Consider the following 11,285-nt stretch of genomic DNA (forward strand, 5'->3'; position numbering starts at 1 on the left):
GCGGCGCGTATGCCATTCATTTGTTCGCTGCTTGGGTAGCTGCAATTCTGTGGTCATCCCGGTGCGGCTATGCCCCGCCTCGTGGATTACAACAACAATAAAGCTTCTGCCGCCCAAGGCGCAGAGCGGAGATCACGATGAAGATCATTCCAAGCGCACTTTTTCTGTCCGCCGGGCTGTGCTCTGCCCTGCTCTGCCAGGCGGGTGAAACGGTGACCATCGCCACAGTGAACAACAGCGACATGATCCGCATGCAGCGACTGTCCAAAACTTTCGAACAGCTGCACCCCGACGTAAAGCTCAACTGGGTGGTGCTTGAAGAGAACGTGTTGCGTCAGCGCCTGACCACCGACATAGCCACTCAGGGCGGCCAGTTCGACGTGCTCACCATCGGCACTTACGAAACACCGTTGTGGGGCGCCAAGCATTGGCTGGAGCCAATAAAGGACCTGCCCGCCAGCTATGACCTCGAAGATATTTTCCCTGCGGTTCGCCAAGGGTTATCGGTCAACGACACGCTCTATGCCCTGCCGTTCTATGGCGAAAGCACCGTCACCTATTACCGAACCGACCTGTTCAAGAACGCCGGCCTGAGCATGCCCGAGCACCCGACCTGGACGCAGCTCGGCGAGTTCGCCGGCAAGCTGCACCAGCCGGATAAAGAACAGTATGGGATGTGCTTGCGCGGCAAGGCCGGTTGGGGTGAGAACATGGCGCTGCTGACGACCATGTCCAACGCCTTTGGCGCGCGCTGGTTCAATGAGCAGTGGCAGCCGCAACTCACCGGGCCGCAATGGACTGCCGCCGCCAACTTCTACGTCAACACCCTCAAGCAGTACGGCCCACCGGGTGTGTCGAGCAATGGCTTCAACGAGACGCTCGCCCTGTTCAACAGTGGCAAATGCGCAATCTGGGTCGATGCCAGCGTCGCCGGCTCGTTCATCACCGACACAACGCAAAGCAAGGTGGCCAATGATGTTGGTTTCGTCGCCGCGCCAACAGAAGTCACCGACAAGGGTTCGTCCTGGCTCTATGCCTGGTCACTGGCCATCCCGGCGACATCCAAACACAAGGAAGCCGCCAAAGCCTTTGTGTCCTGGGCCACCTCCAGGGAATACATCCAACTGGTTGCCAAGACGGATGGCATCAGCAACGTACCACCGGGCACCCGCATGTCGACCTACAGCGACGCCTATTTGCAGGCTGCGCCCTTCGCCGGTGTCACGCTGAAAATGATGCAGAACGCCGACCCGGCGCACCCTTCGGTCCAGCCCGTGCCCTACGTCGGCATCCAATACGTGACCATTCCCGAATTCCAGGCGATTGGCACGTCGGTCGGCAAGCTGGTATCCGCGGCGCTCACCGGGCAGATGCCGGTGGAACAGGCCCTGGCCTCCGCGCAGCAAAGCACCGAACGCGAGATGAAGCGCGCCGGTTATCCCAAGTAGCAACGGCTAGGCGCAATCACTGCGGGGTCTTCGCAGACTAACGACTGGTTTTGATGCCCTCGATTGGGCAACTCTTTAGCTCTTACGATTGGATGGGAACAATGAAACGTCTAGAAGGAAAAAGCGCCCTGATTACCGGTTCCGCCAGAGGAATAGGCAGGACGTTCGCGCAAGCCTATATCCGCGAAGGCGCTACGGTCGCGATCGCCGACATCAACCTGGAGCGCGCCCAAGCCACGGCAACCGAGTTGGGGCCCAATGCTTATGCGGTCGAGATGGACGTGACCGATCAGCAATCCATCGACGCCGCCATCGCCACGGTGATCGCCACCACAGGCAAGCTCGACATCCTGATCAATAACGCGGCGCTGTTTGATCTCGCGCCGATCAGGGAGATTTCTCGCGACAGCTACGAACGGCTGTTCTCGATCAACGTTTCCGGCACCCTGTTCACACTGCAGGCCGCGGCCAAGCAGATGATCCGCCAGGGCCATGGTGGCAAGATCATCAATATGGCCAGCCAGGCCGGTCGGCGCGGCGAAGCGCTGGTCGCGGTGTATTGCGCGACCAAGGCGGCGGTGATCAGCCTCACGCAATCGGCCGGTCTCAATCTCATTCCCCATCGCATCAACGTGAACGCCATCGCGCCGGGGGTGGTGGACGGCGAGCATTGGGACGGCGTCGACGCGCTGTTCGCCCGGTATGAAAACCGCCCGCTCGGGGAAAAGAAAAAACTGGCGGGACAGGAAGTGCCGTACGGGCGCATGGGCACGGCGGATGACCTTGTCGGCATGGCGATCTTCCTGGCATCGGCCGAAAGCGATTACATCGTGGCGCAAACCTATAACGTCGATGGCGGCAACTGGATGAGCTGACTGGCCCTGATATCAGGGCCGCCAATGCCTCAAAGGCGAAACCGATCCACCGACTGCGAGAGCTGTCCGGCCAGGCTGGACAGCTCATCGGTGGTCGAGGCGGTCTGGTTGATCACCTTGCTGTTGCCTTCGGACATGCCGGCAATCATTTCCACCTGATGTGCGATTTCGTTACTGGCCAGGCTCTGCTCGCCGATCGTGCGGCTGATGTCATTGACCAGCTCCGTGGTATTGAGCGTGGCCTGGAGGATTTCGCGGATGGCGCGCTCGACGTCGGCGGTCACCGCCATGCCCTTGTCGACCTGCGCGACGCCCGCCTCCATGCTGCTGACCGCCTCGCGGGTGCTTTGCTGGATACGCGCGACCATGGTGGCGATTTCCTGGGTGGAGGCGCTGGTGCGGCCCGCCAGGCTACGCACTTCATCGGCGACGACGGCGAAACCACGGCCCTGCTCACCGGCACGGGCGGCCTCGATGGCGGCGTTAAGCGCCAACAGGTTGGTTTGATCGGCGATGCCCTTGATCACCTGAATGATGCTGAAAATCCCCTCGGACTCCTTGTCCAGGGTGCGGATCACCTGGGCCGACTGCTGCGCCGAACGGGCAATCCCGTCCATGTCGCTGACCACTTGATGAATCACCCGACCGCCGTCCTTGGCCAGTTCCTCGGCCTGGTTGGCCATGTTCAGTGCACGCTCGGCATGCCGGGTGATTTCCTCGATGCTCGCAGTCATTTCGCTGGCCGCCGCGGCCATGGTGCTGGCGGCAACGCTTTGCTGCTGGCTGCTGCCCGCGACCTGATGGCAACCGCTGCTCAACCGCTGGCTCATGCCACTTACGCCGTGGGCGTTGCTGCGAACCACTTCGATCATGCCGCGCAGGTCACGCTGCATGGTTGCCAGGCTGCGAATCAAGGTGCTGGCTTCGTCCTTGCGGGTGGGCTCGACGATAGGCTCGCTCAGGTTGCCATGGGCGATGCTGTCGGCAATCCGGCTGGCGATCTGCAACGGCCCCATGATGCTCAGGATGACCGAGCGTCCCAGGGCGAGCAGCAGCAACAAGCTGGCAATGAGTACGACACCGAGGGTGAAGTTGGCACTGCTGATGGTTTGCCGAGTGCCCGCGCTGGTCTGTTGAGTGTTGGTTTCGATCAGCTCACTGAGGGTGGCCATCTGGCTTTCCAGTTGGCTGAACGCGTTATTGAACGTACCCAGTTGCTGTTGTGCGGAATCAGGATTATCCAGCGCCAGCCCGACAATGCGCTCGGCGGCACTGATGTACGTATCGAGGCTTGGCTTGATCTTGTCCAGCGCGGCCTTGAGGGTGTCGTTGACCGGCAGCTTGAGGTTGTCACCGAGCATCTCGCGAAAATGCGCGGCATGCTCATTGAGTGAACTGCGCACCTCGGCCTTGCTGCTGGGGCTCTTGCCCAACCCTACCAGCATCGCCGACAGCACATCGGCGCGCAGTGCATCGTGCATCATGTCGGCTTCGAGGTGGTTGCGCAGCGCGGTCATACTGACCTCGTTGTCACTCACCGCTTCAGCCATCCGAGTGTTACCCACATAGCTGACCAGACTCACGATCAGGGCGGTGAGCAAGCCAGTGCCGATCAACAAGATCAAACGTAATTTTATGGACACTCGATGGTTCCCCTGTCGGCAGGTGCGTGGTCGGCTAATTGCCTACTGCTGGGGTTATCGACTGTTCCAACCGGTTACTTAGGTTTATTTCCACGCCAGCCGATTTTTGCGACCTACGGTATGCGCGGGCTCAATGCCCGCGAATATAGTGCTCAAGTTGCCGTATCAAATCGGCCTGCTCGACGATGGCTTCCTTGACCAGATCGCCGATCGACAGCAGCCCGATCAGTTCCCCGCCTTCCAGCACCGGCAGATGACGCAAATGACTGTCGGTCATGACCTCCATGCAGCGCTCGATGCTCTGCAAACTGTCGGCAGTCACCACCGGTGCGCTCATGATCTCGCGCACCGGCGTGCCGACCGAAGAACGCCCCTGTAGCACTACCTTGCGCGCATAGTCGCGCTCGCTGATGACGCCGACCACCTGCCCTTCTTCGATCACGGGCAGCGCGCCGACGTTCTTCTCGGCCATCATTTTCAGGGCGTCGAGCACCATCTGATCCGGTGCGATGCTGTGCACCTGCTGGTTTTGCACGATCTTCAGTTTCAGCAACTGTGCGGCTGTTTTCATCAACGTTCTCCGATACGGTCCAGGGCGACGGTCAAGCCGCCGCGACTTCCACGACGCCGGCGTTCAAGCGCACCGGCCACACCCGCAGGCGCTGTTCCGGGTACTCCAGGCAGCTGCCGTCTTCAAGACGGAAATGCTGCTTGTAGATCGGCGACGCCACCACCAGATCACCCTTGAGACTGCCGATCAGTCCGCGGCCAATGACGTTCGCGCCAGATTGCGGATCATGGTTGTCGATGGCGTAGAGGGTGCGGCCTTCGGCTTGTGGCAGGTAGAACAGCGCGACCTGGGCGCCGTCGAGCCAAACGACGACGCCGGAGTTGCTGACCAGATCCTGCTGGCTGCACACCGCCTGCCAGGCTTGGGCATTGGCTGCGGTGGCAAGGGCATCGACACGCTGGGTATTGGACTGGCTCATCAGGCATTCTCCTCGGTGACAGGGATAAGGTTGAGTTCGGCGGCCATGATCGGCCGGCGCTGACCGCGCTCCTGGACAAAATGAATGTCCGGGTCCGGGCGCTGATCGTTGACGAAGGTGCGGAAGCGCTTGAGTTTTTCCGGGTCTTTGAGGGCATTGGCCCATTCGCATTCGTAGCGGTTGACCACCAGTTGCATCTGCGACTCAAGTTCTGCGCCAAGCCCCAGGCTGTCGTTGATGATCACGTCCTTGAGGTAATCCAGCCCGCCCTCCAGGCTTTCGCGCCACACCGAGGTGCGCTGCAATTTATCGGCGGTGCGGATGTAGAACATCAAGAAACGGTCGATGTAACGGATCAGGGTTGCATCGTCCAGGTCGGTGGCGAACAGCTCGGCGTGGCGTGGGCGCATGCCGCCGTTGCCGGCAACATAGAGGTTCCAGCCGTTCTCGGTAGCGATCACGCCGACATCCTTGCTCTGCGCCTCGGCACATTCACGGGTGCAACCGGAGACGGCGAACTTGAGCTTGTGCGGCGAGCGCAGGCCTTTGTAGCGATCTTCGAGGGTCAGGGCCATTTTCACGCTGTCCTGCACGCCGTAACGGCACCAGGTGCTGCCCACGCAAGACTTCACGGTACGGGTCGATTTGCCGTAGGCGTGCCCGGTTTCGAAACCGGCCTCGATCAGCTCGGACCAAATGTCCGGCAACTGATGCAACTGCGCGCCGAACAGGTCGATCCGCTGGCCGCCGGTGATCTTGGTGTAGAGGTCGTATTTCTTCGCCACCACGCCGATCGCGATCAGTTTGTCGGCAGTGATCTCACCGCCAGCAATGCGCGGCACGACCGAATAGGTGCCGTTCTTCTGCATGTTGGCCATGAAGGTATCGTTGGTGTCCTGCAACGGCACCAGCGAGGCGTCCATGATCGGCTGGTTCCAGCACGAGGCGAGGATCGAGCCCACTGCCGGTTTGCACACGTCGCAACCGGTGTGTCCACGGCCGTGCTTGGCCAGCAGTTCTTCGAAAGTGATCACCCCTTCTACCCGCACCAGCGCATAAAGCTCTTGGCGGGTGTAGGCGAAGTGTTCGCACAGGCTCTTGTCGACGCTGACGCCACGGGCAATCAGTTCATGCTCGAAGACTTGCTTGAGCAGCCCAGCGCAACCGCCGCAACCGGTGCACGCCTTGGTCTGCGACTTGAGCAGGCCCAGGTCGGTGCAGCCGCCATCGATGGCCGAGCAGATCGAGCCCTTGGTGACGTTATGGCACGAGCACACCGTTGCCGACTCGGGCAACGCGCCCGGGCCCAGGGTTGGCGCACCGGCGGACGAAGGTAGAATCAGGCTGGCCGGTTCCGACGGCAAGGCAATGCCGTTCTGCATGTATTGCAGCAAGGTGTCGTAATAGCTGTTGTCGCCGACCAACACTGCGCCAAGTACACGCTTGCTGTCGGCATCCACCACCAGCCGGCGGTAACTGGCCGTCGCTTCATCGATGAACTGATAACTGCGCGCACCCGGCGTCTGCGCATGGGCATCGCCGATGGAGCCGACGTCAACACCGAGCAGTTTGAGCTTGGTCGACATGTCGGCGCCCTGGAACGGCTCGGCGACTTGATTGCACAGCAGCGACGCCACGCCACGGGCCATCTGATAACCGGGGGCGACCAGGCCGAAGAGGCTGCCATTCCAGGCGGCACACTCGCCGATGGCGTAGATGTTCGGGTCGCTGGTCAGGCACTGGTCGTCGATCACCACGCCGCCGCGAGGACCAATGTCCAGCGCGCATTGGCGGGCCAATGCATCTTGCGCACGGATGCCGGCGGAGAACACGATCAGGTCGGCTTCAAGAAATTCGTCGTTGGCAAAATTCATCCGGTAGCGGTACTGCTCGCCGGCACTGATCGACTGCGTGCCACGGGACAGGTGCACACCCACACCGAGCCGCTCGATTTGCGCCTTCAGCGCCAGACCGCCCTGCTCGTCCAGCTGCACCGGCATCAGGCGCGGGGCGAATTCCACCACATGGGCTTCCAGGCCCAGGCTTTTCAGGGCGTTGGCGGCCTCCAGACCGAGCAGGCCACCGCCGACCACCACGCCACGCCGGGCATTGGCCGCAGCAGCACGAATCGCGTCGAGGTCTTCAAGAGTGCGATACACCAGGCGCGAGTCGCCTTCGGCACCTTCAATAGGTGGCACGAAAGGATAAGAGCCGGTGGCCAGAACCAGTTTGTCGTAGGCGACGCAACCTTGCGCGGTAATCACCTGGCGCCGGGCGCGGTCGATTTCCAGCACCGGCACACCCAAATGCAGGGTGACGCCCGGCGTTTGATACAGGGAGGCTTCGCCCAGGGCCAGCGATTCGGCATCGCGACCGCCGAAATACTCGGACAGATGCACACGATCGTAGGCACGCATCGGCTCTTCGCTGAAGACATGCAGGCGGTAATGGTCGAGGGCGCCGCGCTCGATGAGCTGCTCGACACAATGATGTCCGACCATGCCATTGCCGATCACGATCAGCGTTTGCAGTTTGTTCAATGCGGCAACATTGGAATTCATAGTAAGCACCCAGCCAAAGCCAATCACGGATAAAAAAGCAAAAAAAAACGCCTGAAACCTCTCGGTTTCAGGCGTCTTTGCCTGTTCTTCGCGGTGTTCGACCTGGCGCCTTCGCCTGATCCACCGATGTTGCCCACGACCTGCCCGGCCGGTCGATCTTCGTTGATCGAGTGGGCTGCCCCTCTTTTTCAGATGAGGCTGAAGGGAGAATGCAGCCTTTGTGCCAGTCTGCAGCGCATGACTTCCTCAGTTCTGGAAAACCGACCTCTGAACGATGGGAGAATTTGATAAAAAACCCCGACCCAGTGGGTTTTATCAGGCACGAGTCACCTTTGCAGGATCCCACGAGCGGGTGGGCGGACGTTGGGGCTGAAGGAAGGAACAGCTCAGGAACCGCTTCGCACTGGTGCATGTTGTCAGGCATGGCTCTTTAAAAGTGCATGCGCTACACCCTGCCGGGCATTTCCCGGTGCCATTCGGGCAAGCGTCAATGCCGATCTGTAGCAGCTGCCGAGCCTGCGAGGCTGCGTTCGGCTGCGCAGCAGTCGTCAAATCAGTAATTGCGGTGTGTCAGGCAGACCGCGTCAGCCGGACTTACGGCTGCTGCGCAGCCGAACGCAGCCTCGCAGGCTCGACAGCTGCTACAGCGAGCTCGTCGCTGCTCAACTTACCGGCCCGGGCAAGCGTTGCCTTCAGCAGCATCGCGTATTTGTATTTTCAGATATATCGAGGCCGCGACCTTTTGGCGCATGCCGCCAAGCCATCGATTAAGCGTTACAGGGCAACAGTTTGTTAACATCCATGCGCTTTTTTTCGTCTGATTGATCAGCCACTGTAGATTCCCGGTCGCTACACAGGATGCTTTTGTTCATGAGTACGTTGTATACCCGTCGCTCGGTCCTGCGCGGCATGAGCCTGCTGAGCCTCGGCCTGCTCGCTGGCTGCGATGACAGCAGCAAGCTGTCGTTCAAGTACGGCAAGGACCTCAGTGACAAGATCATGGGGCGTACCTTCAAGCTCAAGGACGCCCAGGGCGAATCCCGGATGCTGACCAGCTATCGGGGCCTGATGCCGATGGTTTTTTTCGGTTTCACCCAATGTCCGGCGGTCTGCCCGACGACGCTGGCCCGTGCGGCACAAGCGAAAAAACTGATGGGCCGCGATGGCGAACGCCTGCAAGTGATCTTCATCACCCTGGACCCCGAGCGCGATACGCCGCAAATGCTCGACGCCTACGTCAAGGCCTTCGATCCCAGTTTCGAGGCACTGTACGGTACGCTGGAAGAAACCGCCGCCACCGCCAAGGAGTTCGGTGTGTTCTATGAAAAGATCCCGAGCGGTTCGACCTATACCCTCTCCCACACCGCGACCAGCTTCGTTTTCGACTCCCGAGGCAATTTGCGCCTGGGGCTGTCCGCGTCCCTTACCGCTAAAGAGTGTGCAGAAGACCTGCTCACCGTCATGGAGGTCTGCTGATGACTTCGATTTGCGCACCACGTATTAAACAGCTGGGTATCAAACAACTGGTCCTGGGTCTTTCCCTGATTGGCATGGCCTGGCAGGTGTCCGCTCAAACCCAGGTGAGCGACGCCTGGGTCCGCGCGACGGTGGCCGGTCAGCATTCGACCGGCGCCTTCATGACCCTGCAGGCCGACAGCGATAGCAAACTGCTCAGCGTACAGTCGCCGGTAGCGAACACCGTGCAAATTCACCAATCCAGCATGAAAGACGATGTGATGAGCATGAGCCAGGTCGAGTCCGTCGCGCTGCCGGCCGGCAAACCGGTAAGCTTCGATCCCCATGGCTATCACATCATGTTGATGGATTTGACGGCCCAGGTTAAGGAAGGCGACAAAGTGCCCCTGACCCTGACCGTGGAAAACGCCAAGGGCGAAAAAGAGACGATCACCGTTGACGCCGAGACTCAGGCGCTCGGCATGCCTGATCACAGCAAGATGCATTGAGAGCTCGATCCCAGCCTGTCTGATCGCTGGCTGGTGTTCCGGTGGCGTATGCCTGCCCTCACCTGATAGCCTGAGCACCCTTGCCTGCATGTCTCTGATGGATCATCGGCGCGTGAAGACGCCGCGATGATCACTTCACCCCCATTCAATCAAGACAACGGTGACTCTCTTGATCAGCAGCACCCCCACATTTGCCCGCGATATCGACGGCAAAGCCATTTCTGCCAAGGTTCTCGATGAGGTCCGGGAAGAGGTTCTGGCCCTGGCTGGCCAACAGATCTACCCCGCCCTGGCGGTCTTGTTGGTCGGCGACGACCCAGCCAGCCATGTGTATGTGCGCAATAAACTGCTGCGCGCCAAGGAAGTCGGTATCCGCTCCCTGGAATACCGCCTGCCGGAAACCGCCAGCCAGGCCCAGGTCCTGGAACTGATTGCACAACTCAATGCCGATCCCACGGTGAACGGCATCCTGGTGCAACTGCCCTTGCCGGCCCCTATCGATGAGCAGGCAGTGATTCATGCCATCGACCCGATCAAGGACGTGGACGGTTTTCACCGGGAAAACGTTGGCGGGCTGGTGCAAGGCATCGAAGTGCTGACTCCGTGCACGCCCAGCGGCTGCATGCGTCTGTTGCACGAAACCTGCGGTGATGACTTGAGTGGTTTGCACGCGGTGGTCATCGGCCGGTCGAACATCGTCGGAAAACCGATGGCGACCTTGCTGCTGCAGGCCAATTGTTCGGTCAGCGTGGTGCACTCGCGCAGCGTCGATGCCCCGGCATTGTGCCGGTTGGCGGATATCGTGGTCGCGGCGGTGGGCCGGCCAGCGTTGATCGATGCCAGTTGGCTCAAGCCCGGCGCGGTGGTGATCGATGTCGGCATCAACCGCATCACCAGCGAGTTCGGCAACCGTCTGGTGGGCGATGTCGACTACGCCAGCGCCCGCACCGTCGCCAGCGCGATCACCCCGGTGCCCGGTGGCGTCGGGCCGATGACCATTGCCTATCTGTTGAAGAACACCTTGATCGCCAGCCGGTTGCAACGCGCGGCACAGGCTCGCGGGCAGCAGCCCGAAGACGACCTGGCGTTAAACTGAGCACAATGCAAACGGCCCACCTGAGTGTGGGCCGTGTCGGTTTTGCACATCCTCTTGTTTATTTCCCCGCGTGCAACACCTGCGTTTGCGGCATCGCCGAAGAGTGGTGGTTGAGAATCTTCCACTGACCGCCCACCTGCTCATAAACGAAGGTGTAGCGTGCCTGCACCTGACGGGTCTTGCCATCGGCTTCGGTCAACGTAAAGGTGTAGACGCCACTGTCCATGGCCACCTTGGCGCCCAATGGGCGGATCTCACGGAAGTTGATCAGCCCTACCGGCTTGAGCGCCATGAAGTGATCGAAGTAGTCCTTGATCTGTGCCGGCGTGGTGCGCACCTGATTGGAAACCGTCGGTTGCAGCACCGCGTTCGGCGCATACAGGTCGACCACGCTCTGAACATTGCCACTCTTCAGCGCGCTGTTCCAATGGTCAAACAGGGCGGCGATTTCACGATCCTTTGCGTTGGTCGGTTGCTGCGCCACGCTGCTGTAAACGTAAGGCACCGCTTCCAACGCCTGAGCCAACGGGGCGGTCAGGGCGAATAACAGGGCGATGGTCGAGGTCTTGAATTTCATTGCGCTATTCCAATGATGGTCGATGGGCACACTGTGCCGCCCTGAACGCGGCCCGCCATCGGCCAACCGGAGCCATTTGCCTATGCCATTCGGCAGATAGCGCCCTGCCCTGCTAACAAGGTTTAATGACGC

At 60.5% G+C, this 11,285-nt stretch carries 10 protein-coding genes and 1 pseudogene; 5 read left to right on the forward strand and 6 right to left on the reverse strand.

The genetic code is table 11. The features are described 5' to 3' along the window. Nucleotides 1-137 precede the first annotated feature (137 nt). Nucleotides 138-1,448 carry an ABC transporter substrate-binding protein gene (locus tag AC1DQM_RS03815; protein ID WP_138867459.1) on the forward strand — a complete coding sequence of 437 codons (1,311 nt, stop codon included), beginning with the start codon at nt 138-140 and terminating at the stop codon, nt 1,446-1,448. 101 nt (nt 1,449-1,549) lie between these two features. Then, the gene (locus AC1DQM_RS03820) at nt 1,550-2,323 is read left to right on the forward strand and encodes an L-iditol 2-dehydrogenase (RefSeq protein WP_138867458.1); all 774 of its coding nucleotides are present in this window, start codon (nt 1,550-1,552) and stop codon (nt 2,321-2,323) included. Between the two features lie 29 nt (nt 2,324-2,352). On the opposite strand, the gene AC1DQM_RS03825 is transcribed toward AC1DQM_RS03820, so the two are convergent. The 5 genes and pseudogenes from AC1DQM_RS03825 to nirB form a co-directional block, all read right to left on the reverse strand. Next, the gene (locus tag AC1DQM_RS03825; protein WP_414868093.1) at nt 2,353-3,216 is read right to left on the reverse strand and encodes a methyl-accepting chemotaxis protein; all 864 of its coding nucleotides are present in this window, start codon (nt 3,214-3,216) and stop codon (nt 2,353-2,355) included. Beyond that, nucleotides 3,211-3,966, reverse strand: a pseudogene (locus AC1DQM_RS03830) (MCP four helix bundle domain-containing protein); the annotation flags it as partial. The gene AC1DQM_RS03825 and the pseudogene AC1DQM_RS03830, both read right to left, overlap by 6 nt. A 130-nt stretch (nt 3,967-4,096) precedes the next feature. Beyond that, nucleotides 4,097-4,537: a CBS domain-containing protein gene (locus tag AC1DQM_RS03835; protein ID WP_018929008.1), complete on the reverse strand. Its 441-nt coding sequence runs from the start codon at nt 4,535-4,537 to the stop codon at nt 4,097-4,099. A 31-nt stretch (nt 4,538-4,568) separates the two neighbouring features. After that, the gene (gene nirD, locus AC1DQM_RS03840) at nt 4,569-4,955 is read right to left on the reverse strand and encodes a nitrite reductase small subunit NirD (protein ID WP_018929007.1); all 387 of its coding nucleotides are present in this window, start codon (nt 4,953-4,955) and stop codon (nt 4,569-4,571) included. Further along, a complete protein-coding gene (nirB, locus tag AC1DQM_RS03845; protein ID WP_138867457.1) occupies nt 4,955-7,516 on the reverse strand; it encodes a nitrite reductase large subunit NirB in 2,562 nt (853 codons plus the stop codon). The genes nirD and nirB overlap by 1 nt, the downstream gene beginning before the upstream one ends. 870 nt (nt 7,517-8,386) lie before the next feature. On the opposite strand from nirB, the gene AC1DQM_RS03850 reads away from it, so the two are divergent. The 3 genes from AC1DQM_RS03850 to AC1DQM_RS03860 all read left to right on the forward strand — a co-directional run bounded on the left by AC1DQM_RS03850 (nt 8,387) and on the right by AC1DQM_RS03860 (nt 10,576). Beyond that, nucleotides 8,387-8,992 (forward strand): SCO family protein, encoded by a 606-nt coding sequence (locus tag AC1DQM_RS03850; RefSeq protein WP_138867456.1) that lies wholly within the window; start codon nt 8,387-8,389, stop codon nt 8,990-8,992. Next, entirely contained in the window at nt 8,992-9,480 is a 489-nt protein-coding gene (locus AC1DQM_RS03855) for a copper chaperone PCu(A)C (RefSeq protein ID WP_138867455.1), read from the forward strand. The genes AC1DQM_RS03850 and AC1DQM_RS03855 overlap by 1 nt, the downstream gene beginning before the upstream one ends. Before the next feature lie 169 nt (nt 9,481-9,649). Further along, nucleotides 9,650-10,576 carry a bifunctional 5,10-methylenetetrahydrofolate dehydrogenase/5,10-methenyltetrahydrofolate cyclohydrolase gene (locus tag AC1DQM_RS03860; protein WP_018929003.1) on the forward strand — a complete coding sequence of 309 codons (927 nt, stop codon included), beginning with the start codon at nt 9,650-9,652 and terminating at the stop codon, nt 10,574-10,576. Nucleotides 10,577-10,634: 58 nt separating this feature from the next. On the opposite strand, the gene AC1DQM_RS03865 is transcribed toward AC1DQM_RS03860, so the two are convergent. Next, nucleotides 10,635-11,153, reverse strand: coding sequence for an SgcJ/EcaC family oxidoreductase (locus AC1DQM_RS03865; RefSeq protein WP_138867454.1), 519 nt, complete (start codon nt 11,151-11,153; stop codon nt 10,635-10,637). Nucleotides 11,154-11,285 lie beyond the last annotated feature (132 nt).

This window comes from Pseudomonas sp. 01L34 (genome assembly GCF_056400265.1).

Coding starts and splice junctions, on each gene's coding strand:
- AC1DQM_RS03850 (WP_138867456.1), top strand. CDS start 8,387: ATGAGTACGTTGTATACCCGTCGCTCGGTCCTGCGCGGCATGAGCCTG.
- AC1DQM_RS03820 (WP_138867458.1), top strand. CDS start 1,550: ATGAAACGTCTAGAAGGAAAAAGCGCCCTGATTACCGGTTCCGCCAGA.
- AC1DQM_RS03825 (WP_414868093.1), bottom strand. CDS start 3,216: ATGCAGCGTGACCTGCGCGGCATGATCGAAGTGGTTCGCAGCAACGCC.
- nirB (WP_138867457.1), bottom strand. CDS start 7,516: ATGAATTCCAATGTTGCCGCATTGAACAAACTGCAAACGCTGATCGTG.
- AC1DQM_RS03835 (WP_018929008.1), bottom strand. CDS start 4,537: ATGAAAACAGCCGCACAGTTGCTGAAACTGAAGATCGTGCAAAACCAG.
- nirD (WP_018929007.1), bottom strand. CDS start 4,955: ATGAGCCAGTCCAATACCCAGCGTGTCGATGCCCTTGCCACCGCAGCC.
- AC1DQM_RS03865 (WP_138867454.1), bottom strand. CDS start 11,153: ATGAAATTCAAGACCTCGACCATCGCCCTGTTATTCGCCCTGACCGCC.
- AC1DQM_RS03815 (WP_138867459.1), top strand. CDS start 138: ATGAAGATCATTCCAAGCGCACTTTTTCTGTCCGCCGGGCTGTGCTCT.
- AC1DQM_RS03855 (WP_138867455.1), top strand. CDS start 8,992: ATGACTTCGATTTGCGCACCACGTATTAAACAGCTGGGTATCAAACAA.